The sequence below is a fragment of the Acinetobacter sp. 742879 genome, assembly GCF_000588535.1.
Lineage (GTDB): Bacteria > Pseudomonadota > Gammaproteobacteria > Pseudomonadales > Moraxellaceae > Acinetobacter > Acinetobacter pittii.
The window spans coordinates 71,580-95,965 of the sequence record NZ_JFYC01000013.1 but is presented as its reverse complement, the minus strand read 5'-3'; the positions used below and the strand labels follow the sequence as shown (position 1 = coordinate 95,965).

General features: G+C 39.5%; 19 protein-coding genes. 9 read left to right on the top strand and 10 right to left on the bottom strand.

Going from position 1 to position 24,386, the window contains the following annotated elements:
• Nucleotides 1-66: 66 nt before the first annotated feature.
• The 4 genes from pgaC to J690_RS18750 all read right to left on the bottom strand — a co-directional run bounded on the left by pgaC (nucleotide 67) and on the right by J690_RS18750 (nucleotide 4,534).
• Complete coding sequence (gene pgaC, locus J690_RS18765; protein WP_002117710.1) at nucleotides 67-1,326, bottom strand: poly-beta-1,6-N-acetyl-D-glucosamine synthase; 1,260 nt, start codon at nucleotides 1,324-1,326, stop codon at nucleotides 67-69.
• Between the two features lie 13 nt (nucleotides 1,327-1,339).
• Nucleotides 1,340-3,334 (bottom strand): poly-beta-1,6-N-acetyl-D-glucosamine N-deacetylase PgaB, encoded by a 1,995-nt coding sequence (pgaB, locus tag J690_RS18760; RefSeq protein WP_032037458.1) that lies wholly within the window; start codon nucleotides 3,332-3,334, stop codon nucleotides 1,340-1,342.
• Nucleotides 3,335-3,577: 243 nt separating this feature from the next.
• Nucleotides 3,578-3,916: an FKBP-type peptidyl-prolyl cis-trans isomerase gene (locus J690_RS18755; RefSeq protein WP_002117532.1), complete on the bottom strand. Its 339-nt coding sequence runs from the start codon at nucleotides 3,914-3,916 to the stop codon at nucleotides 3,578-3,580.
• Nucleotides 3,917-4,003: 87 nt separating this feature from the next.
• On the bottom strand, nucleotides 4,004-4,534 hold the full coding sequence (locus tag J690_RS18750; RefSeq protein WP_032037457.1) for a YaeQ family protein: 531 nt from the start codon (nucleotides 4,532-4,534) through the stop codon (nucleotides 4,004-4,006).
• Between the two features lie 189 nt (nucleotides 4,535-4,723).
• Between J690_RS18750 and dctA the strand changes: the two genes are divergently transcribed.
• Nucleotides 4,724-5,986: a C4-dicarboxylate transporter DctA gene (gene dctA / locus J690_RS18745; RefSeq protein ID WP_032004182.1), complete on the top strand. Its 1,263-nt coding sequence runs from the start codon at nucleotides 4,724-4,726 to the stop codon at nucleotides 5,984-5,986.
• A 45-nt stretch (nucleotides 5,987-6,031) separates the two neighbouring features.
• Here the strand turns inward: dctA and J690_RS18740 are convergent, their stop codons facing one another.
• The gene (locus J690_RS18740; RefSeq protein ID WP_032037456.1) at nucleotides 6,032-7,030 is read right to left on the bottom strand and encodes a CobW family GTP-binding protein; all 999 of its coding nucleotides are present in this window, start codon (nucleotides 7,028-7,030) and stop codon (nucleotides 6,032-6,034) included.
• Between the two features lie 501 nt (nucleotides 7,031-7,531).
• Between J690_RS18740 and J690_RS18735 the strand changes: the two genes are divergently transcribed.
• On the top strand, nucleotides 7,532-7,732 hold the full coding sequence (locus tag J690_RS18735) for a hypothetical protein (RefSeq protein ID WP_000761577.1): 201 nt from the start codon (nucleotides 7,532-7,534) through the stop codon (nucleotides 7,730-7,732).
• Between the two features lie 131 nt (nucleotides 7,733-7,863).
• Here J690_RS18735 and J690_RS18730 read toward each other — a convergent pair whose 3' ends face one another.
• The 4 genes from J690_RS18730 to J690_RS18715 form a co-directional block, all read right to left on the bottom strand.
• Nucleotides 7,864-8,379, bottom strand: a complete 516-nt coding sequence (locus J690_RS18730; RefSeq protein WP_005070756.1) for an acyl-CoA thioesterase — start codon at nucleotides 8,377-8,379, stop codon at nucleotides 7,864-7,866.
• 250 nt (nucleotides 8,380-8,629) lie between these two features.
• The gene (locus tag J690_RS18725; protein ID WP_002117499.1) at nucleotides 8,630-9,244 is read right to left on the bottom strand and encodes a MarC family protein; all 615 of its coding nucleotides are present in this window, start codon (nucleotides 9,242-9,244) and stop codon (nucleotides 8,630-8,632) included.
• 11 nt (nucleotides 9,245-9,255) lie between these two features.
• Nucleotides 9,256-11,322 carry a choline transporter gene (locus J690_RS18720; protein WP_032037455.1) on the bottom strand — a complete coding sequence of 689 codons (2,067 nt, stop codon included), beginning with the start codon at nucleotides 11,320-11,322 and terminating at the stop codon, nucleotides 9,256-9,258.
• Between the two features lie 121 nt (nucleotides 11,323-11,443).
• Nucleotides 11,444-13,066, bottom strand: coding sequence for a BCCT family transporter (locus J690_RS18715; protein ID WP_032037453.1), 1,623 nt, complete (start codon nucleotides 13,064-13,066; stop codon nucleotides 11,444-11,446).
• Between the two features lie 264 nt (nucleotides 13,067-13,330).
• Here J690_RS18715 and betI point away from each other — a divergent pair, with 264 nt between their 5' ends.
• From betI to J690_RS18680, 7 genes are all read left to right on the top strand, one after another.
• Nucleotides 13,331-13,954, top strand: a complete 624-nt coding sequence (gene betI, locus J690_RS18710; RefSeq protein WP_005070763.1) for a transcriptional regulator BetI — start codon at nucleotides 13,331-13,333, stop codon at nucleotides 13,952-13,954.
• The gene (gene betB / locus J690_RS18705) at nucleotides 13,947-15,419 is read left to right on the top strand and encodes a betaine-aldehyde dehydrogenase (protein ID WP_032037452.1); all 1,473 of its coding nucleotides are present in this window, start codon (nucleotides 13,947-13,949) and stop codon (nucleotides 15,417-15,419) included. The genes betI and betB overlap by 8 nt, the downstream gene beginning before the upstream one ends.
• Nucleotides 15,420-15,514: 95 nt before the next feature.
• Entirely contained in the window at nucleotides 15,515-17,173 is a 1,659-nt protein-coding gene (gene betA, locus J690_RS18700) for a choline dehydrogenase (RefSeq protein WP_017481348.1), read from the top strand.
• 510 nt (nucleotides 17,174-17,683) lie between these two features.
• Entirely contained in the window at nucleotides 17,684-19,324 is a 1,641-nt protein-coding gene (gene mqo, locus J690_RS18695; RefSeq protein ID WP_002117610.1) for a malate dehydrogenase (quinone), read from the top strand.
• A 91-nt stretch (nucleotides 19,325-19,415) separates the two neighbouring features.
• Nucleotides 19,416-19,886, top strand: coding sequence for a hypothetical protein (locus J690_RS18690; protein WP_016806446.1), 471 nt, complete (start codon nucleotides 19,416-19,418; stop codon nucleotides 19,884-19,886).
• A 216-nt stretch (nucleotides 19,887-20,102) separates the two neighbouring features.
• Complete coding sequence (locus tag J690_RS18685; RefSeq protein ID WP_032037451.1) at nucleotides 20,103-20,981, top strand: homocysteine S-methyltransferase family protein; 879 nt, start codon at nucleotides 20,103-20,105, stop codon at nucleotides 20,979-20,981.
• Nucleotides 20,982-20,986: 5 nt separating this feature from the next.
• Complete coding sequence (locus J690_RS18680) at nucleotides 20,987-22,321, top strand: basic amino acid/polyamine antiporter (RefSeq protein WP_032037450.1); 1,335 nt, start codon at nucleotides 20,987-20,989, stop codon at nucleotides 22,319-22,321.
• Between the two features lie 55 nt (nucleotides 22,322-22,376).
• Here the strand turns inward: J690_RS18680 and J690_RS18675 are convergent, their stop codons facing one another.
• Nucleotides 22,377-24,290, bottom strand: a complete 1,914-nt coding sequence (locus J690_RS18675; protein ID WP_032037449.1) for a lipase family alpha/beta hydrolase — start codon at nucleotides 24,288-24,290, stop codon at nucleotides 22,377-22,379.
• Nucleotides 24,291-24,386 lie beyond the last annotated feature (96 nt).

Here is a 24,386-nt window from a genome sequence, read left to right as displayed (position 1 = left end):
GAAGTGCTGTGGTTTTCCCCAGACATCAATACAGCACGATCTTTAAAATCTCATGACTCTTGCATTTCATCCACGAATGCCCCGATCCGGGCTCACCCAACGCGCACGTTTCTCATCTCCACGTTTCAAAACTTTTGGAAATGCCACAATAGTTGCCGAGATGGTGATTAGCCAAAAGACCAATGGATACCAGATCATCCAGAAATAGTTTTTTCCTAGATGCGGTTCATAACGACTATCCATCCATTTGCTTAAAGCAAACTGAATGAGACAGGTTGCCCCCAATAAAATACCGCTACCATACGGTAAAAATGGAGAGCTCACAACGGCTAAAGCAGGGACCGGTAAAATAAAATGTACCAACCATAATAAAGCCATCGCCAGCATTAAATATGACCAAACTAAGGTTAAGCAAAGCTCAAACATTAAAGGCCATAAAAAATTTAATTTTGGTTTGGTGAACACATCAATATTTTTAATTAATACCTGTGCCCCGCCCATAGCCCAACGTAAACGTTGTTTCCACAAACCATTTAAAGTTTCAGGCATTAAAATCCAGACTAAGGCATTCGGTTCAAAACGAATGTCCCAACCTGCACGCTGCAATTTCCAAGTAATATCGATATCTTCAGTCAACATATTTGGTGACCAATAATCGACTTGGTGAACAGCGCTCTTACGAAAAGCGGTAATCACACCAGAGACGGTAAATAAGCGCCCAAAAGTACGTTGTGCACGTTTAATCATGCCGACAATCGAAGAAAACTCACCGACCTGAATACGTCCTAATAAAGTTGAGCGAGTACGGATACGCGGGTTACCCGTCACAGCTGCAACTGTTGGATTTTCCTGAAAATGACGAATCATCCACTTTGCTGCATGAGGATCAAGTAAAGCATCGCCATCAATACCAATTAAAAACTCGGCGTCGGTCATTAAGCTTCCGGCTTGCAACCCCATGGCTTTACCTTGGTTTTGCGCCAAATGAACAACACGGAGTTTTTCATGTTGTGCTGCTAAACGGTCGAGTACCTCTCCTGTATTGTCCGAGCTACCATCATTAATCGCAATCACTTCAAAATGAGGATAGTCCAGTTTTAATGCATGGCTAATGGTTTCTTCTGCATTATCCCCTTCATTAAAACAAGGAATTAACACAGCGACTTTTGGATAACTCTCTAATGGAGCTGGTTGATCGTAAGGCGGGGCCTGACGTTCTTTCCAATAGAAAATGATCGCGCCAATCATCCATAAATACGACATGAATAATGGATAATAGAAAACGAATTTTAAGGCATGCGACCATATTGCAGCAAAGATTGTCATGTTTTAGCCTCAACTACGGCACAAGACGAGATGATTTTTCAGCAAATGCTTTACGCATCACATCAACATCCGGATGATCTTTAATTGGGTCATCTGGGTAATATCCGACATGCATTACACCTTGCTGATAAAGAGAATGAATTGTTGCGGCCATTTCAGTTGAAGGTACCTTTTCGTTTTTACGCCAGTCGGTTGCCTGTAATTCAAAAACGGTTTTCTTAATGCCATTTGGATATTGTTTCACGCGATCAATCATGTCTTTATAGAATTGATCAGAGTTATCGACCTGTTCCATATAAGGCATTGCCATAATAGCCGTAAAGTCATAGCGTTTTAATGACTCTTCAAGCGATTGTGAATACCAGTTTTCTGCATATGGTTTTAAAGCAACTTGCGCGTATAAGTTACGTGCGGTAAGTAAGAACGGTTCATATTGTCGCACGTCATCAACAAGTTGCATTGCAAAATCATCTAGATATTTTGTCTTATATGCCGTCCATTTTTGCAAATCTTGATCGTTATCACGAATTTTTGCCAAATCTGTCGGTAAACCTTGTTTTGCATAGGCTTTTAAGGCATCTGGGCTTGCGTCTTCATAGTCAGATAAGGTGACATCATCATGGAATAAAATTCCGTTAAATGAAGATGACTTAGCCAAATCTTGATAAATCTCACGAATAGTTTGACGTGCATCGGCTGAGAATGGACTTAAACGGATATACCCCATGTTGAGGTGTTCACCAGCTTTTGCTTGCTCTGTTACCACCAAATCCTTAGAAACAGGATCAGTTTTTGGTAGTTCCCATGCCAATAAAGGCATCCACGCGTAAATACGACTTACAGGCGTACGGGTTTGAATTTGCCATGCTACACGGTTAAATAAGTCGGCACGCATTGGAAGGTGACGGTTCGGGAAATACACCATATCAGCAGAGCCATTCGCATCTGGATCTGAAAAAGCTTGTAAATAAACGGTATTTACGCCCATCGCATTAATTCGGTCTAACAAGTGACCTAAATTACGCTCTTGCTGTTTCGGGTCTGGATCATAAATATAGTCCAGATCAATATGCATAATTTTTTGCGGACGATTGTTATCCGTTAAATTCAATTCACGATTTTTAATTTCTTGAGCCAAATCATCAGTCGTCATATCGCCTTCTACCAAAATACGACTCATATTTTGGAGAGATTGTTTTGCGTGGTCTGCCCCATCATCAAGTGTAATGGTAATTGGCATACCAAGCTTTTTAGCAATTTGAACAGTTTGCATATTATAGCGACCATAAGGCCATACCATAATACGTGGTGAACGTAAGCCATGTGCTTTGAGTAGTTCGTTATTTTTCTTTAAGTCGTTATAAATACGTGACTGATATTGTGCATCGTTCTCGTAAGTTTGAGTTTTTACATCATAAAAACGAGTAGTTGCAGCAGGTTCAGAGTTGCCTTGTGGGTTGCCTGTAATGCCACGGTGCAAATGATAGCTATGGTTTGCAATTTCTACAAAGCCACTATCTTGCATCTCTTTCAGCTCACCCCAGCTTAAGATTTTATCGCGTGGAATTTCTTCCCCTGAAAAATCGACTTTCTGCCCTGCTTTTGGCTCTAACCATGAACCTACTACTGCAAGTACTACAGGGATTTTTTTAGCTTTAATAACAGGATAAGCATTTTGATAAAAAGATTGATAACCATCGTCTACAGTTAATAGAACAGGTTTTGTAGGTAATTGAAATTTACCTTGATGAGCACGGATCAACTGATCAACCGTAATAAAATGGAATCCATTTTTTTGCAGCCATTCAACATGCTGTGTAAATTGTTGAGTCGTCACTGCATATTGAGGAATTAACGCATTTTTAGTATCGGTAATTTCATGATAACCAATCACCGTAAGTGTTGACGCGTCCAGTTTAGGTGGTTTGGCTAATGCCATGCCTGACAAGCCTGCCAAAGCTAAGCCAAGTGATATGTTCAACAAAGGAGATGCAAAGCGGATAATCATGAAATAGCGTCTCAATAACAATATAGATTATTTATGCGAAGTTTGATTTTAAGACGCAAACTTTTTGGAATTTGGTCTTAATGTCAGCCTGCCCATAAATGAACAGTTTCTCAGTCAGCATTTATAATCAAATAATCTGAAAATAATCTTAAATATTAAAAAAGCTAAAATATAAATTAATAATGTATTTATATTTAAAGCTCATATAAACAAGAAAGCCCCCTAAAGGGCTTTAAATTTTCACTAGTCACGAGTTTTGACATCGAATAATTCAATTTCAAAAATTAAATTAGAATTAGCAGGAATAATCTTACCCATTTTACGCTCACCATAAGCTAAATGAGCAGGTACGATTAATTTACGCTTACCGCCAACTTTCATTCCCATAATGCCTTGGTCCCAACCTTTAATTACACGGCCTGTTCCAATCACACATTCAAAATAATTACCGCGATCAATTGAAGAATCAAATTTTGTGCCGTCTTCTAACCAACCTGTATAGTGAGTTGTAATCAAAGCACCTTTAACCGCTTCTTTGCCTTCACCTACTTTTAAATCGATAATTTCTAATTCATTTGACATGGTTTACCCCTTAATCTGAATCTTTAAAATCGCAATTGGTACTTAGTGTACCAACTGAATCTGTAGAATTTGTTGCGCTTTTCTATGTTACTGTAACTGTGTCCACACAACACTTGCCTGACCCTTTTCATCTAAAAGCGTCCACTCGTTGTCCATGACATTTAATTGAAGCTGCATTGTACGTTCACAGAGTTGTTCAAGCTCTGCTGTACTTTGAGGGGCAATTTGCCACACTTGAACGTTACTTAACGTTTTAATCTTACTGTTTCGTTTCCACCAGTCTTCGACTTGTGTGCCATACACAACAAGCGCAACTGTTTTACAGCGAGCACTGGCTTTTTTGACTTTATCTTCAGACGGTAAACCAACTTCGATCCATGTCTCTAACTGACCCGTTAAATCTTTTTGCCATAATGCTGGCTCATCAGTTTCAAAAAGGTCTTTAGTAAACTCAAGCTCATCACTTGCGAAACGGGCAAAAGCCATCAAACGAACCATTAAGCGTTCTAAAGTTTCCGAAGGATGCAAGGCAAGCGTCAGTTGATAATCACCATAAATATGATCATCCATATTGGCAATATTCAAGTCTGCCTTATAAATTGTTGCTTTAAGCGCCATGATTAATATGTCCAAAAATTTGGCGCTAAGGATACTCGATTTTAGGTAAAAAATTATAAAAAAACTGAACAATACAAAGCATAGTCATGTGAAATTTGCATATTCTTCCAAAACGCTCAGCTTATTTTATAGTTGGCCGACTTTTTGCTTTAGAGAGATATATTTTCCTCTTGCTAAAATTGATGACTTATGTGGCTAAAGCTCAAGCGTAGTTTATTTTTACAGGTTCTTTGTGCGCTCTTTCTTGGGGTTGCAGTTGGAATCGGCTTTCATGATTTCTCCCTATCTCTAAAGCCATTAGGTGATGGTTTTATTTCTTTAATTAAGATGCTGATTGCACCGATTGTGTTTTGTGTGGTTGTACTGGGAATCTATGGTGCAAATGACATTAAAAAAATGGGCAAAGTCGGTGCAAAAACCATTCTCTATTTTGAAGTGGTCACCAGTATTGCCTTAATTTTAGGCATTATTGTGGCCTATGTATTTAAACCGGGCGTCGGTATGAATATCGATATTAGCCATTTAGATGCAAAAGATTTAAGTACCTATACCGAACGTGCCCACGAGATGCATACGGGTTCGGAATTTCTACTCAATATTATTCCGAAGACCTTTACTGCTGCTTTTGCAAACGGCGATATTTTACAGGTTTTATTGATCGCTATTTTATTTGGTGTTTCCCTACTTTTAATTCCTAAACATTTAGCAGAGTTAGTACGTCAAGCGCTTGAAGCTTTTTCGGAAGTCTTCTTTAAAATTATGGGACTTATTATTCGTTTAGCTCCAATTGGTGTATTCGGTTCAGTCGCCTATACCACTGCTAAATTTGGTTTAGATTCACTCTTACAATTGGGTTATTTAGTTTTACTGTTTTATGCAACCTGCATTTTATTTGTCGTTATTGTTTTAGGTTCGATTTTAAAACTTGCCGGTCTCAACATTTTCAAATTTGTGGGCTATTTTAAAGATGAACTCGCTATTGTTTTAGGTACCGCTTCTTCTGACTCTGTTCTTCCTCAAATTATGAAAAAACTCAAAAATTTGGGAATTAAAGATTCAACTGTCGGTTTGGTTATTCCAACTGGCTATTCATTTAATTTAGATGGCTTTTCAATTTACTTAACTTTAGGCGTGATCTTTATTGCACAGGCCTGCAATATTGATTTGTCTATGCATGACTTACTGGCTATTTTGCTGGTTTCGCTCATTACTTCTAAAGGTGCTCACGGTATTCCCGGGTCGGCTTTAGTTATTCTTGCAGCCACACTTTCAGTGATACCAAGTCTCCCTGCAATTGGCTTAGTGCTTCTACTTTCAGTCGACTGGTTTATTGGAATTATTCGTGCCTGTACCAACTTAATTGGTAACTGTGTCGCAACCGTAGTGATTGCTCACTGGGAAAAAGATATTGACCATGCGCAAGCTAAAGCTGTCTTAGATAGCAAACCTTAATCCCACTCTTCAGAGAACATTAAATCATCTTTGGTTTAATGTTCTCTATTCTTCAAGCTGACAGGCAAGTAATGCTGTTTCAAAAGCCAACCAATCATGATTATGTTCGCTAATGATTTCAATACGGTTATCAATGCCCTCTTCACCAGACTTATAATTAAACTGATCAGGATTAAAGTTAAAAACTTTCCACCCTTGATCTGTGTTAAAAATTCCCTTAATTCGAAGCCAGTCTTGCTGTGCACATAATAAATCTAGCAAAGCATAAAATTCGAATTTCCAGCGTTTAGGCAACTTCCAACCTGCCACAATATAACCTTGTGCCGACTCGACATAATGATAAGGTAATTGATTAATTTCCTTTACGACTTCGGTTTCAGTCATTTGCTTTTGAAGTTTAAGTAAAGGTTGTATAGATCGCTCAGTTAAACGAGCAGCTACATCAATTTTATTTAACGCTAACTGACCATTTTCAATTTTAATCCACTCTTGGTGATAAGGCTGGTATTCGTCTTTTAATAACTCAAGCGCCTGATCATCTTCAAAAGTCATCACATCAGTATGTGACACCACCACAATTTGGGCAGCTTTTAACTGATCTTCATAAAGGTTTTGTTTAACCCAATTAGTATCATGCAAACGACTACCATCGACCACCGTAATCAACGCTCGCATGGCTAAACTACTTTGCCAATGAGGTTCAGTCAGTTGGTCAAATAACTGAGAAGGATGCCCAAGTCCAGTCGGCTCAATAAAGAGTCGATCTGGCTTTTGTTCACTCAATAGCCGTGCTAAAGCAATATGCATAGGTAATTGACTGCTACAACATAAACAACCACCTAATAGTTCTTTGACTGCATATCCCTCATCTTGGGGTAAGAGTTGTTGGTCTACTCCAATTTGCCCAAATTCATTCATTAATACAGCCCACACCTCATCTTTAGGTTTCTGACTTAATAAATGCTGTAATAATGTGGTTTTTCCTGCCCCTAAAAAACCAGAAATAATATGGGTGGGAACAGTTTTTTGGGCAATCAGTTTCACAAGCGGCTCAAATCAACAAGGTTTAAAAAAACTAAGAAAGATATATCACTGTTTAAGTAGCATGAAAATGATTTTTCACTTTGAAGATATACTTTTCAATTATCAGGCCAAAATAGTTAATATGTGACATACATCTCATTTAAAATCTATATTAACTCTGGATAATTATAATTCAAACGGAATATTCTATTTAGGCGCATTCACAATTCATGCCAGAGTGTTAGGTTTACGTAACACAGTTGGCTTTTTTTTACTCGATAAGAAATATTTTTTCACATTTTAAGGTGTATTTAAGCCCTTTTATTTTACAGATTGCTCACATAAATGACCCGTATATTTCATATTGTTAAGATAGCCGTAATAGATTGTTAAGTTAATTGATGTAATACCAAGCTCGGCTTAGCATGTGTCCTAGCTTAGTCATTCAGCCATACAGGTTTCAGGTAGGTATGAACGATTAGGTTTAATTTATTTTTAAATGAAATTTAAGGATGCCATAAAATGAAATTAGCTAAAACTTTACTCGCTACTACACTTGCTTTAACTGCTGCTTCAACTTTTGCTGCTTCTAAGCACGACCAAGCACATAACACTGCTGGTGAAGAAAAAGTTGTTGTTTCAACTCAAGAACAAGCAAACACTGCAAATGCTGCATCTGATGCTGTAGGTTCTGCTTCTGAAGCTGCTCCTGCAACTCGTTAATTCTCTCAGCATTCTCCTCCAAGCTCAGAGATAATTTTACTGAAATGAAAAATGGACGCTGAATTTTGGTAAAGAAGAAAAAGGATCGAACCATGCTGCGGTTCGATCCTTTTTTAATTTGATCTATTTTTTTAAGAAGTTTTCTTATACATGCTACAAGATGGGTTGTGGTTTTCTTGAAGACGTAAAACCTTACGATGCTCAGCAGCTTCAAAGCGGCAACGCTTCCATTCTGTATTGAGATTTAATTGAGGTACTTCACATGGCTTGCCCTGTTCATCAACAGCAACCATCGTGAAATAACAGCTATTGGTATGGCGCACTGTCCGCTTCTGGATATTTTGCGCTTCAACACGGATACCGACTTCCATTGAAGTACGACCTACATGGTTCACACTTGCCAAGAAGGTTACCAACTCACCTACATAAATAGGTTCTTTAAAATTTACTTTATCTACAGATAAAGTCACCACGTAGCCACCCGAATAACGACTTGCGCAAGCATAAGCGACTTGGTCTAGTAGTTTTAGAATCGTACCACCATGAACATTACCTGAAAAATTTGCCATATCAGGCGTCATCAAAACTGACATCGTCAATTCAGACTGATCATCAGTTGCTGTGGTCATTTCATCTAATGTAGGCATAGCTCAACTCTGTCTTAAAACAAGCTCAGTCAACATTATGGTTGATAATTCACAAAAAAAACATGCTTAAATCCATAACATAGCATCGTATTTTTTAATATCTTTGATTGTTTTTAAAAATTTAATTTTTTAAGGCACTATTTTTAAAGTTATTTTTTAAAGCTGTTCTATTTATCTTAGAATTTTTTAGAAGATGCTATGCCATTTTATTCCATGTTCAATGGCATAGCAGGTTCTTATGAGTGACTTGCTAAACTTTATTAATGACGCCTGTTACACCATTAATGATCATATCAATGGCGATCGTACCAATTAATAAAGCGGATAAACGCCCGACAATGTCAAAATAGCGGTCAATGTGTTTGGCATGTTTATAGCGTAAATGATCATGTGAAAATTTCATCAAAATCAAAATACTGCAAGTTAAAAACAAGGTGAAGGCAATCACTAGGGCTGCCTCACCAATTGACATTTCAATCCCTGTGACTACCGCAGCGCTAATAGTCCCTGGGCCGATCATAAACGGCATGGCAATGGTGCCAGCCAGATGTTCTGGAGCACCACGCATTTCTCCAATGGTGTCGGCCCCCTGAAACACATAGCGGTAGCCAATCACCAAAAAGATAAGACCTCCAAAAATCTGAAAGGCTTCAAAACGTACATTCAGATATTTACTAAAAATTGTTTCGCCGCCCCATGCAAATAGCATGAACACGACAAAAGCAATCAAACTTCCCTGAATCAGTGCTTTATTAAACACCTTGGCTTCTGAATGGCGGATCAGGCCAATCATATAAATGCTCATTAAAAATGGATTGAGCAACGAGAAAAATAAAGCAAAAGAATGTAGATAAGGAGAAGCCATGCATTTTCCTCTTAAGCTTGTGGATCTGGGAACAATGGACGATTCCCGGGACTAATACGATTAATATGTAAGAACGTCATATGTCTTTCATATTTATCTAAAATATCGTTAATGACCTGTTCTTTACTGTAACCGACCAGATCGTTATCTTGCGAGCCGTCATAAAGATAGGTTTCAAGTCGGAAATAGAACTGCTTGCCTCGTTTTACACGCTGGCTAAAGTTAGGCGCGCTATAACGTACAGGCCAAATCTGATAAACAAAGTTTTGCTCTTCTTCCAAATGGATAGTCAGATCTAGATGGTAAAGCGTATCTTCATCTTCAAGCGGGGTTTGCTGCACGTCCACATTCATGCCCTGCTTAATCAACTCATCAGCAACAGCCTGAACAGCTGGCAAACACACCATATCTAGCATGCGCTGTGTTTCAGTAGTTCCTGGATGATGCATGACTCGAGTTAAACGCTGTTTCCAGTTCAGAATATCCACGTTCCCTACCACTGGCGCTGCATTCATACTGAGACTAGCATGCCTGTAATCTTCAAGTCTGAGCGACTTATAAAGCCCTGCCATCACAAGAAACATCACAAAACTAAACGGCAATCCCATAATGATAGTTGCGTTTTGCAAGGCAGTAATGCCGTTGGTCATGAGCATGGCTAATGTGAGTAAACCAATCGCTACAGCCCAAAACACGCTTAACCAACGTGGGGCATCATTATCGATATTAGTGAGTTTAGTCGTGAAGTTACCTAAAACCAGTGCTCCCGAATCGGCAGAAGTCACGTAAAACAAAAGCCCTGTTACGGTGGCAATTGAAGCAATAAAGGTAAAGCCCGGATATTGCGCTAACAGGTCGTAGAAACCATGAGCCGGATTAGCTAACACCGTCGCTGCTAAGGTTTGGTTGCCTTCAAAAATAACACTGTGCAGTGCGCTATTACCAAAAATAGATAACCACGTAAGTGTAAATAGAAGTGGAATAATTAAGGTACCGCATACAAACTCACGAATGGTACGCCCTCTTGAGATACGTGCCAAAAAGAGTCCTACAAATGGAGACCAAGCAATCCACCACGCCCAGAAGAAGAAAGTCCAACTACTCATCCATTCTTTAGGCTGTTCAAAAGCAAAACTTTGTAATGCTAAAGCAGGGAAACGAGTTAAATAGTCACCAATATTTTGGACAAGGGCATTAAGTAAAAACTCGGTATTTCCCAAGAATAAAATAAACAGCAATAACCCGACCGAAACATAAATATTGATTTCAGATAAAATCCGCAGGCCTTTATTGACCCCGGATGTCACTGAAATAATACTAATACCCACCGCAACAGCAATCAGTATAAATTGCATCCAGATATTTTCTGGTAATCCCAATAACACATGTAGGCCGTAATTCAGCTGTACTACTCCAATCCCGCAGGTCGTCGCAATACCAAAAATTGTCCCGATCACGGCAGCTGTATCAACACTATGCCCAATCGCACCATTAATTCTGTTCCCGAAAATTGGGTAAAGTGCAGAACGAATGGTAAGCGGCAAATTATAACGATAGCTGAAATATCCCAATGACATACCAATCAAGGCATACATACACCAACCAGTTAAGCCATAGTGGAATAAGGTCCAAACCATACTTTGGCGTGCTGCTTCATAGGTTTGACCTACTCCAACCGGAGGTTGCATGTAATGAGATAGTGGTTCAGCGACCGAGAAGAACATGAGGTCGATACCAATACCAGCAGAGAACAGCATGGCAGACCAACTGAGTAAACTAAACTCAGGCTTTGAATGCTTAGGGCCTAATTTGATACTGCCATATCTTGAGCAGGCAATAAAAATCACGAAGGCCATATATAGTGTTGCGGCAAGCAGATAATACCAACCAAAAGTTGAAGTTACCCACTGAAGCACAGCATTCATGACTCGATTTGCAAAATCGTTGAACAAAAACGTGACGAGAGAAAAAATTAAAATAAGTACAGCTGAAAAATAAAAAACCACACGGTTGAGCGGGTCTTTTTTAGATTTAGATAATGTTAAATCATCAACTGCTCTTGGATTATCTGTTGCCATACAATCCTCAAGGAATAAAATAAAAACAAAATATTTAATTTCGTCTTTTCACTCTTATTTAAAACAATGAAAAGACGACTTTAAACGCAAAAAAATAATATATAGATGTGATCGATTGAGGTTATAAAACCTCGGTCACTTTATTCTGGTCACAATTCGATGGGACTGAAATGTCTTTTGAAACAGCTAACTGTTTTTTCACTAATTGAGGGTCAAAATCATCTTGCTTTAATGCTTTAGCTAAACCAAACATATAGAGCAAAATAATGACTGAAAATGGTAAACCACATAACACCACAGCACTTTGCATGGAGTTAAAACTACCGGCTAAAAGCAAGCCAATACTTACAATGGTAATTACCACAGACCAAAAGACGCGTAACCAGATCGGTGAATCACTATCATTGGTGCCCCCTTTTGAGGACAAATTAGCAATCATTAGTGTACCAGAACCAACTGGTGTCAAAAATAAAACGAAACAAATTACAACAACAATACCCGCAACGTAAGGATTAAACGGCAGATATTCGAGTAATTTAAATAAAGATAATGCTGGATCAGTTAAGACCATATCACCTAATACTTTCTGTTTTTGCTGCAAGATAAAATAAATTGCAGTGTTTCCAAAAACCGAAATCCAAGCCAGTGTAAAGCCGAGTGGAATCAGGCATACACCCAATACTACTTCACGAATGGTGCGTCCTTTTGAAATGCGGGCAATAAACATACCGACAAAAGGCGCCCATGCAATCCCCCAAGCCCAATAAAATACAGTCCACGAACCCAACCAGCCACTGGCTTTTTGATTGTACAAATACATATCAAAACTTTTACCAATAAAATTATTGAGGTAATCGCCAGTATTTTGTACCAGACCATTTAATAAATGGTTGGTCGGACCTGTTAAAAATACAAATAAAAGTAATGCATACAGCAAACGTAAATTAATACGCGACAACCACGCCAAACCTTTTTCAATACCCACCACTGTCGTAATCGTCGCAACGAACATCATGATGAGCACGGCAGTAATTAAGGTCGCAGAGTTATCCGGAATTTGCGGAAGTAAATAACAAATGCCCGATACAAGCACTAACGCTCCGATTCCCAAGTTGGTAACCAAGGAAATAACAGTCGCTAAAATCCCAAAGCCATCGACAAAATCGCCCACCAAGCCATGCACTCGCTCTCCAAAAATTGGGTAAAGCGCTGAACGCAGTGCTAATGGTAAGTTTTGTCTAAAAGCAAAGTAGCCTAAAGTAACTCCAAGCAATGCATAAAGTACCCAGCCATGAATCCCCCAATGCAAAAAGCTATAAGTCATCGCATTACGGGCTGCCTGAATCGTTCCTGCCTCACCTTCTGGCGGTCTTAAAAAATGGTCAACCGGTTCGGCCACACCATAATAAAGTAGCGCAATACCAATCCCTGCCGAAAACAGCATTGAAGTCCAAGCCAAATAACTAAACTCTGGTTTGTCGTCATCTTTTCCCAAAGGAATCTGCCCTACTTTTGAAAAAGCGAGCCAACCAACAAAACCCAGACACAGCACAATAACCAGCATGTAATACCACCCAAAAAAGTGATTTACTTGCTCTTGTACATAGGTCAGCCAAAACTGACTTTTTTCTGGAAACAGCACAAAAAGTAGGCCAAAAATACCGATACTGATTGCTGAACTCCAAAATACGAAACGATTTAACCGAATATGGTCTGAAGAATATCCATCACTTTTCAACACCATCTTATTGCTCCTTGCAATCGGTGTATTTTTCTCAAAATAACGTGATAAGTAATGTACTTATGCGCATCATCCTATCCTTAAGAACCTTTGATTTCACCTCTTTATTTTTAGAAGCTTGTTCAAAAATTCATTGATTTTTACATATCATACTTGTTATTGATTGAACGTTCAATCAATAACAAGTATGATAAAAAAGTGCTATCATGCTCTGCAAGTTAACATGTTGAATTTTAAGCACCACTAAAAGTGCTGATGTGGACAACCATGACAAAACGCAGAGTAAAACCAGAACATGTGCGACGTGAAGAAATCATGAACGCTGCACTCGACGTAATTTATGAAGTGGGGTTATCCAATACCACCATTGCACAAATTGCAAAAAAAGCCGAGCTGTCGACCGGCATTGTCAGCCATTATTTTGGCGACAAACAAGGGTTGATAAATACCTGTATGCAAGAAATGTTAAATGTTCTGCGTCGTAAAACCGAACAGTACAGAGCAGAAGCAGATTCGCATCCAGAGAGCCAAATTAAGGCCATTATCGACTCTAACTTTGACATTAGTCAGGTCAATGAAAAAGCAATGCGGGTCTGGTTGGACTTTTGGTCAGCAAGTATGCATGTACCAGACTTAAGCCGCTTACAAAAGATTAATGATCAACGCCTGTACTCCAACTTGAAATTTTATTTTCTTAAGTTAATGGATGAACAACAGGCCAGTGTTGCCGCTAGAGGTTTGGCAGCATTGATTGATGGATTATGGTTACGAGGCAGTTTAAGCCGTCATAACGAATTTGACAGCAACCTTGCTCGTTCCATTGCTTACGATTATGTACAAACGCAATTGCAATTTGCGAACAAGCCTTTGCAGGAGAGACAAAATGAGTGATGTACAAGTTCATCAATTGTATATCCATGGACGCTATGTTAAAGCAACCAGTGGTAAAACATTTAATAGTATTAACCCTGCCAACGGCGAGACAATCGCGACTCTTCAGCAAGCTTCTGAACAAGATATTGAAGCTGCTGTACAAAGTGCCCAACAAGGACAAAAAATCTGGGCTGCCATGACTGCCATGGAGCGTTCACGTATTTTACGTCGTGCTGTCGACATTCTTCGTGAACGTAATGATGAGCTTGCCCGTCTTGAAACACTCGACACAGGTAAAGCTTTTAGCGAAACATCTACAGTCGATATTGTGACTGGCGCAGATGTACTTGAATACTACGCAGGACTTGCAACAGCCATTCAAGGTGAACAAGTTCCACTTCGCGAATCAAGTTTCTTTTATACACGCCGTGAACCGTTAGGTGTAGTTGCTGGTATTGGTGCTTGGAACTATCCAATTCAAATTGCTTTATGGAAATCTGCCCCTGCCCTTGCTGCGGGTAATGCCATGATTTTCAAACCAAGTGAAACCACTCCCCTCACTGCATTTAAACTTGCAGAAATCTATACAGAAGCAGGCGTTCCAGACGGCGTATTTAACGTGGTGCAAGGTGCTGGCCGTGAAATTGGTCAGTGGCTCACTGAACATCCTGTGATTGAAAAAATCTCATTTACTGGTGGTGTGGAAACTGGCAAAAAAGTCATGGCAAGTGCTGCTGGCTCTACGCTAAAAGAAGTGACCATGGAACTCGGTGGTAAATCTCCACTGATTATTTGTGAAGATGCCGACCTCAACCGTGCCGCAGATATTGCCGTTATGGCAAACTTCTTTAGCTCAGGTCAGGTATGTACTAACGGTACACGCGTATTTGTTCCAAAATCACTTTTAGCTGACTTTGAAAAAGCGGTTGTAGAGCGTGTAAAACGTATTCGCATTGGCGATCCAATGGCTGAAGACACAAACTTCGGTCCACTCACTAGCTTCCCTCATATGGAAAAAGTGTTGTCTTTCATTGAGTCAGGCAAACAACAAGGCGCTAAAGTGTTAATTGGCGGTGACCGCGCAACAGAAGGCGAACTTGCAAAAGGCGCTTATGTACTACCTACAGTATTTAGCGACTGCACTGACCAGATGGCTATTGTTCAAGAAGAGATTTTTGGACCTGTCATGAGCATCTTAAGCTATGAAACTGAAGAAGAAGTCATCCGTCGTGCTAACGACACCACCTTTGGTTTAGCTGCTGGCGTTGTTACTAAAGACATCAGCCGTGCTCATCGCATTATTCACCAGATTGAAGCAGGTATTTGCTGGATTAACACGTGGGGTGAATCGCCTGCCGAGATGCCAGTCGGTGGCTATAAACAATCTGGTGTAGGCCGCGAAAATGGCTTAACTACGCTTGGGCACTATACCCGTATCAAATCTATTCAAGTTGAACTTGGCGATTATCAAAGCATTTTTTAATGCCTCCATCGCTTTAAACACTTCAACCTAAATCACATATGCCGAGCAGTCTTTATAGATTGCTCAGGCAAACTGTTAGTAAAAAAAGGATAGTTATGAATATTAAAGAATATGATTACATTATTATTGGCGCAGGATCTGCCGGAAATGTACTCGCTGCGCGTCTTACTGAAGACAAAGATACCACCGTTTTATTATTAGAAGCGGGTGGACCAGATTATCGCTTGGATTTCCGTACACAAATGCCGGCAGCTTTGGCCTACCCTCTTCAAGGTCGTCGCTATAACTGGGCTTATTTAACCGACCCTGAACCACACATGAACAACCGTCGTATGGAATGTGGTCGTGGTAAAGGTTTAGGTGGTTCATCTTTAATTAACGGCATGTGCTATATCCGCGGTAATGCAATGGATTTAGAACAATGGGCAACACATAAAGGCCTTGAAAACTGGTCTTATGCCGACTGTTTGCCATACTACAAAAAAGCCGAAACCCGTGACATTGGTGAAAATGACTACCATGGCGGCAATGGTCCTGTGTCCGTTGCTACTCCTAAAAATGGCAACAATGTGTTGTTCCATGCCATGGTTGAAGCTGGTGTACAAGCCGGTTACCCGCGTACTGATGACTTAAACGGTTACCAGCAAGAAGGCTTTGGTCCAATGGACCGTACAGTTACCCCAAAAGGTCGCCGTTCAAGCACTGCACGTGGTTATTTGGATATGGCAAAAGGTCGTCCAAACCTGACCATTCTGACTCACGCTACAACCAATAAAATCTTGTTTAATCAAAAGCAAGCCATTGGTGTTGAATACATTATTGGTGCTGACCAAAACAACTTGCAACGCGCATTGGTTAAACGCGAAGTCTTACTGTGTGCAGGCGCAATTGCGTCACCACAAATTTTACAGCGTTCAGGTGTGGGTCAAAGTACCTTCTTAAAATCAATGGACATTGATGTGGTTCATGATTTGCCGGGAGTAGGTGAAAACCTGCAAGACCATTTAGAAATGTACTTACAGTATAAATGTAAACAACCCGTTTCTTTATACCCTGCCTTGAAATGGTATAATCAACCTGCGATTGGTGCCGAGTGGTTATTTAACGGTACAGGTATTGGTGCAAGTAACCAGTTTGAAGCAGGCGGATTTATCCGTAGTTCGGATGAGTTTACATGGCCAAATATCCAGTACCATTTCTTGCCAGTTGCCATTAACTACAACGGTAGTAATGCAGTGAAAGAACATGGTTTCCAAGCTCACGTCGGTTCAATGCGTTCGCCTTCACGTGGCCGTATCAAACTTAAATCGAAGGATCCGTTTGAGCATCCAAGTATCTTGTTTAACTACATGTCGACTGAACAAGACTGGCGCGAGTTCCGCGATGCAATTCGTATTACTCGTGAAATCATGCAGCAACCTGCACTTGACCCATATCGTGGTGAAGAAATTAGTCCGGGCAAACATTTGCAAACCGATGCAGAGCTTGATGACTTTGTTCGTAACCATGCAGAAACAGCTTACCATCCATCTTGTAGCTGCAAGATGGGTGAAGATGAAATGGCTGTTGTAGATGGTCAAGGTCGTGTACACGGTATGCGTGGTTTACGTGTTGTCGATGCCTCTATCATGCCGCTCATTATTACCGGTAACTTAAATGCAACCACCATCATGATTGCCGAGAAAATTGCAGACCAAATTCGTGGACGTGAAGCGTTACCACGTTCAACTGCACCATTCTATGTAGCATCATAAAATCTGAAAGGGCATATTTCTTATGCAGAGATATGCCCTTAATTTAATCTTTATATAACCAATATTAATAAGAACAATGTATGACAGAAAATGAGCGCTTACGAGCAGCTTATTTACATAAATATGATATGAAATAAAAATTAATCGATTTTTATAGGCAAATATTCTTCAAATGATTTAACTTTAATCAAATTAAAATTATTAATTTGATTTCAAATATTTAAATAAAAATATTTGGCTTAAATTATCTTTTCAAAGCTCAATTTGATTAAATATAAATCATATTTATGATTTTGATGAACCCCATTTATTATAAAAATTGTCTTGTCAATGCAAAATTAGTCTAAAATATAGAGTGTTTGCGATAATCCCAAGTAATTTTTATTTTTTTCGAAGTTCTCTAATTTTGAGAATTTACTTTCGCATTTATATCCGTTTTGTCTGGATACGCTGTCTAGGTTTCCTCACACCTTAAGTGACTCAAATAACTTATTTTAAGGTCCCCCTTACATGAAAAAGTTTTTGAAATACCTTCTGGTATTAATCATTCTTATTCTAATTGCAGGTATTGCATTCTTGTTTAGACCAACAACGTCAAAACAAGTTGAAACTGCAAAAGATGAGCCAGTTGTTGATGCTGTTCTTGTTGGCGGCGGCATCATGAGTGCCACTCTCGGTACTTATTTCACTGAGCTTGAACCAAACTGGCAAATTCGTATGTTTGAGCGTCTTGACCAAGTTGCTCAAGAAAGTTCAAACGGCTTTAACAATGCCGGAACAGGCCACTCTGGCTTTATGGAAATGAACTATACCGAAGAGAAAAACGGTAAGATGGAAATTGCCAAAGCTGAAAAAGTTGCTTCTCAATTTGAAGTTGCTAAACAGTTCTGGTCATATCAGGTAAAACAAGGCGTTTTAGCTGAACCAAAATCATTCATTAATCCAGTTCCACACATTGCTTTCGTTTGGGGCGATAACGTTCAATTCTTAGAAAAACGTTATGCTGCCATGATCCAAAGCCCGTTGTTCAAAGGTATGAAATTTACTGAAGACCCAGCTGTGATTAAACAATGGGCACCTTTAGTGATGAATGACCGAGACCCTAGTCAAAAAGTTGCAGCAACCCGTATGGATGTTGGCTCTGACGTGAACTATGGTTCAATCACTAAACAATTAGTAGGTCATTTAAATCAAAACCCGAATTTCAAATTACAGACATCAACTGAAGTGACTGGCATCAGCCAAAATGATGACAAAACTTGGACTGTGTCTTTCAAAAATTTGAAAACTGGTAAAGTAGATCACGTTAAAACACGTTTTGTATTTATCGGTGCAGGTGGTGCAGCAGTTAAATTATTGCAACTTACTGGTTTACCAGAGGCGAAACAATATGCTGGCTTCCCTGTTGGTGGTGAGTTCTTAATTACTGACAATCCAAAAATTACTGCTGAACACACAGCAAAAGTGTATGGCCGTGCTGAACTTGGTGCGCCTCCAATGTCTGTACCACATATTGATACACGTTATATCGACGGTAAAAAATATGTATTGTTTGGGCCATTTGCAACGTATTCAAACAAGTTCCTGAAAAATGGTTCTCAGCTTGATTTACTGGCATCAACCAACAAAAACAACGTTTTACCAATGACGACTGTTGGCTTGGAAAACCTTGATCTTGTTAAATACTTGGTGAGCCAAGTCATGATGTCAGATGAAGATCGTCTCAATGAACTTCGTAAGTACTACCCAGATGCGAAAGCTGAAGACTGGCGTTTAAGCCAAGGTGGTCAACGTGTTCAGATCATCAAAAAAGAACCGGGTAAACCTGCAACACTTCAATTCGGTACAGAAATCTTTGCGTCTAAAGATGGTGCTGTAACTGCATTGTTAGGTGCATCTCCGGGTGCTTCGACTTCTCCATACATCATGCTTAACTTGCTTGAAAAAGCTTTCCCTCAGCAAACTGAAGGTAAGTGGAACCAGAAGCTTCATGAAATTGTGGTTTCTTATAAACAAGACTTAAGCAAAGACCCTGTGTTACTTGACAAAGTTCGTCAGTACACAAGCTCTACACTTGGCTTGAACTATACATCTCCGTTCAAAGCTGCAAACGATGAAACTGCTACTGCCCCAGTTGCAAAAGCAAACTAAGTTTGACGATATATAAGTAAAATACCAAAAGGATGAATTTCGATTCGTCCTTTTGTTTTTTAAGCCCTCATTTGAGATATTTAGATTCGCTATGACCCATTTAAACTCATCTTCTCACCTCTTGTCATTATGCTTTAAGCTCGTGCTTGTTTTGCTACTTGCTTATCTTTTGGTGAGCGGGTTTTATATGTGGATGATTGGTGGTACAGCGATTTATGTTAGCTCAGCCCTGCTATTTGTCATTACTGCCTACTCTTTTAAGCTCGGCAAATATCAAAAACTATGCTCTGTTTTAAATGTGCTGATGAGTGCAGTGGCGTTATATTTTAGTACTGCTCATTTATTTTTCTCCCCTGTTCAATTCTTTATATTTTTACCTGCCTTATTTTTTGTACTGTTAGCTTTTGCTCGCCTAGAAAAAGTTCGTCGCTTATCTAAAGTTTTAATATTCATCAGTTTATTAATTTGGTCAGGCATACACTTTATGCAGCTTGAACAGCTTAAAGCGTATTATAGAACGCAGCACACTGGCGAAAGTTGGCAACAATATGGCGCGTTATAAGATTATTTTTTAGTCTATATTTTCAAATAAATACGTAATCTTTTTCACATGAAGTTCATCAGTAAAACTGAACATCGTCTACAGAAATCCTCTTAAGAAAAAATATTCATAACAATCTAATTTATTTAGAAATATATCGAGCATATTCGCGATTGAACACAATTCATCTACACGCTAGATTAGCTGAATTATTTTTCTCCCTTTATGTTGTAATTTATGAAGATTTTAGATGGCGGTTTAGGCCGTGAATTGGCCCGTCGTGGCGCTCCATTTCGTCAACCAGAATGGTCTGCGCTTGCACTCATTGAAGCTCCTGAAACAGTAAAAGAAGTACATCTCGATTTTATTAACGCTGGTTCAGAAGTCATTACGACTAACAACTATGCTGTTGTGCCATTTCATATTGGACAAGAACGCTTTGAAACTGACGGCGTGCGTTTAATTAAAGTTGCTATTGAACAAGCAAAAAATGCAGTTCAAGAAAGCGGCAAAAATGTCAAAATCGCAGGCTGCTTACCACCATTATTTGGTTCTTACCGTGCCGACCTGTTCCAACCTGAACAGGCTAAAAGCCTTGCAGAGCCCATCATTAAAACATTGGCACCGGAAGTAGATTTTTGGCTAGCAGAAACCCAATCATGCTTAAAAGAAGTCGAAACAGTCCATGCGTTATTACCACAAGATGGTAAAGACTATTGGGTGTCATTTACGCTGCAAGATGAAATTAAACAAGAACAAGCCCTACTGCGTTCAGGCGAAAATATGCAGCAAGTGGCTGATTTCATCAAACAATCAAATGCCAAAGCAGTGTTGTTTAACTGCTGCCAACCTGAAGTGATCTTGCAAGCCATTAATGAAATTAAAGGTCTTATTCCTGCGTCTGTACAGATTGGTGCTTACGCCAACGCGTTCCCACCGCAAGATGAAAGCGCTACTGCCAACGATGGTCTAGATGAAATTCGTAAAGACTTAGACGCTCCAGCTTATCTTGGGTTTGCCAAGCAATGGCAGCAAGCAGGTGCAAGTTTAGTAGGCGGGTGTTGTGGTATCGGGCCAGAACACATTGCTGAACTTTCACAATTTTTTAAAGAATAAATACCATGTCTGCTGCCAAAATCGGATTATTGTCTCTTACAGCGCTGGTCTTTAGTTCTATGGTGGGGTCAGGCGTCTTTAGCCTCCCCCAAAATATGGCTCAAGTTGCCAATGGTTCTGCCCTTCTAGTCGCATGGCTCATTACTGGGGTCGGTATTATTTTCTTGGCCCTCTCATTGTTGCATTTAACGCGTCAACGACCAGACCTTGACGGCGGTATTTATAACTATGCGCGAGAAGGCTTTGGGGACCTGATCGGGTTTTGCTCAGCGTGGGGCTATTGGTTGTGTACTACCATTGGTATTGTTGGTTATGTGGTGATTGCCTTTTCAGGCGTCGGCATGTTTACCGACAGCAAAGACCATATTATTTTTGGTGAAGGTAATACGCTCTACTCACTGATTGGCTCAAGCATTTTTGTGTGGATGGTGCATTGGTTAGTGAGTCGAGGCATTAAAGAAGCTGCGATTGTGAATTTACTGGCGACCATTGCCAAAATTATTCCAATGGTGGTTTTTATCTTCTTTACCTTTATTGCCTTTAAGTTTGATTTGTTCAAACTCAACTTAAATGACTTTTCTTTGCAAGTTCCACTTTGGCAGCAAGTGAAAGACCTGATGCTGATTACTCTTTGGGTATTTACCGGTATTGAAGGTGCTGTAGTTTTATCATCGCGTGCAAAAAAACGTCATGATATTGGTAAAGCAACTATTTTAGGTGTTTTGCTGGCATTAAGTTTTTACGTGATGGTGACAGTATTAGCTTATGGTGTGGCGAGTCGTGAAGCGCTTTCAGGCATGCATAACCCATCAATGGCGACCATTTTACAGCAACTGATCGGCTTGCCGGGTACCATCATTATTACCATCGGGTTGATTATTTCAGTTGCATCCTCTTATTTAAGTTGGACTTTATTTGCCACTGAAATTCCATTTTTAGCTGCAAAAAATGGTGCTTTCCCGAAATTATTTTTAAAGAATAATCAAAATAATGTACCAATCTCATCCCTTTGGCTGACGACGCTTGTGGTACAAGGTTCTTTAATTGCCGTGTATTTTTTCAATAAAAACTACACTCAGCTTTTATTGATTTCATCGGTCATGATTTTGCTGCCTTATTTTCTGGTGTCAGCTTTTTACCTTAAAGAATCCATTCGCCATAAACGCATGCCGCATATTACGATTGCAAGTGTCGCTTCAATCTATGCGCTTTGGTTACTCTATGCAGCAGGTTTAGACTTACTGCTGTTGTCTGGTGTGTTGTATTTAGTCGGCTTGGTTATTTTTTCAATCAGCTACTTTGAGCATAAAAAATCGCTCAAACAAAATCAGCTAAATTAATTATTTCAACCACTGTTGGCCCAGTTCAGCAGTGGTTTTCTAAGAATAAAACTCTCTACTTTGAAGGCTGCGACTGCTTTAAATGCAATCGTAAAATACGGCGTAATTCTAAAATTGCCTCAGGGCTAGTTTGAATCGAATGTCCACCTTTAATGATCAACTCCGACTGCTCCCCACCTAAATGCGAACTTTGATAAGGCACAATTCCATCACTGCTTTTTAACTTGTCAGTTGTCCCGTTAATATTACCCATAATTGAGTGATAGACCACTTGTGGCGATGGTTGAATGGCTTGAGTCAACTGCATAAAGTTAGAAGAGCGACTTAAATTACTTGCTCCGTTTTCAATTAAACCTTTTCTGAGTTTTGTATTTTTCTCGTCTCTCATTTCAACTGCAATAAAAAAATCAGCTGGCAAACGAATGATACGGCGGGCAATTTGGGGAAACCATCGGTCAGCGTAGTCTGTACCATGATGTGGTGCCGAAACAAAAACAACTCGATTAAAATATGGCAAAGCTTTGAACTGAAAACGCTCTTGAATTACCGGATTTTCTTTTAAACGGTTTAGCTGTGCTTCATTCATTTTTTGTATGGCTTGCTCTGAAACATCGGCATTGCTCACCAGTAAACGGCTAATCACTCCACCCATACTATGCCCAACTAATACTGCATCGTGTGCAGCATAACTGTCTTTGGCAATGTTTTGAAAAGCCTGATTCAGCAAAGAATAAATCTGAAAACGACTTTCAAAAATTGGCATGTTGGTTGAATAAAAAACCTGCCAAACTTGATAATTTTTCCTTAATTCGGCATCGCCCATAATGTCATTGGTTAGACTCACCCACGCCTCTGGGCTACTAGCTAAACCATGAACAAACACAATAATTTTCTTATTCGGGTTAAAGGGCTCCAGCATATATAAATGCGGCATGATTAAATTGGCTTCTTTATTAATTAAAGACCAATAACCTGCCGCACCTAAATTATATTTCGACAACCAAAGCCCATAAGGAGCCGAATAGTTTGCAGTCAGTGGATAGTCCACACCTTCAATTTTTACACGGTCTTGTCGATATGGATCGAACATTGAAATTTCTAACTCTGCCCCAGCAATGACCTGATCGGCTGTGGCTTTTTGTTTTGGGTATGCAATAGCAGTGGCTGGAAAGAAGCGTGGTAAATGAATATTAGGGTTGGCTTGGCGAGCATAAAAATTATCGGGGTCTAAAATGAAGCCGTGATTCACATCATTTTCTTTACGCCCAACAATAAACTCTGCCCCCAAACCATCCTTACGGTTGACGGTATTAAAACCAGAAAAGTTCATGTTATAGCTGGAGCGAAAAGTATCGACTTCAATTTTTTGTACATCTAACGCGTGGTCAAAATTGACATGGTACTCATGCCCATCTGCTTTCAGCAATGGCGGAAAACGATGTGTATTTAAATGATTAAAATACGTGGTCATAAGCTTTGATAAGGCGACGTTATAAAAAATACGTACCTGATTTTGGCGATGGTCAAATACCCGATCGAACGGCGACTCTTCAGAGTCAAATAAATAGACATAACTATAGCGTAAGCTTTTATCGAATAGCGCTAACTCTTGCTCAACGCAACTGTTACTTTTATTAATGACATTACACAGGCTACTACGCCCGACATCTAAAGCTTTTGCCAAGTAAATTTCACTCAGCGCAGCATAGCGTTCTTCTCGGCTACTATTTTCGGACAGGCTCTGAACCTTATTTAAACAATCATCAAAATTTTGTAGGCAAGTTTTTTCATCTTCTTTGACCAAATACAGTAAGTTTTGGGTTTGATGGCTTAAGGTGCCATCGGTCAGAATACTTTCATTCTTACTTTTTAAAGCATTGCTTAAATTACTTTCTTTTAAATGAATGACCTGACAACCACTGAGCAAAGCCATTATTGTTATCATTGAATAATGGTAAGACTTTGTCATTATGCCTGTAAAGCAGTGAACGAACAATTTCGACTCCGCTTTCGTCTTCCTTTATTTCAAAAAAAAGCCTGAACTCATTTTAATTCAGGCTAATTT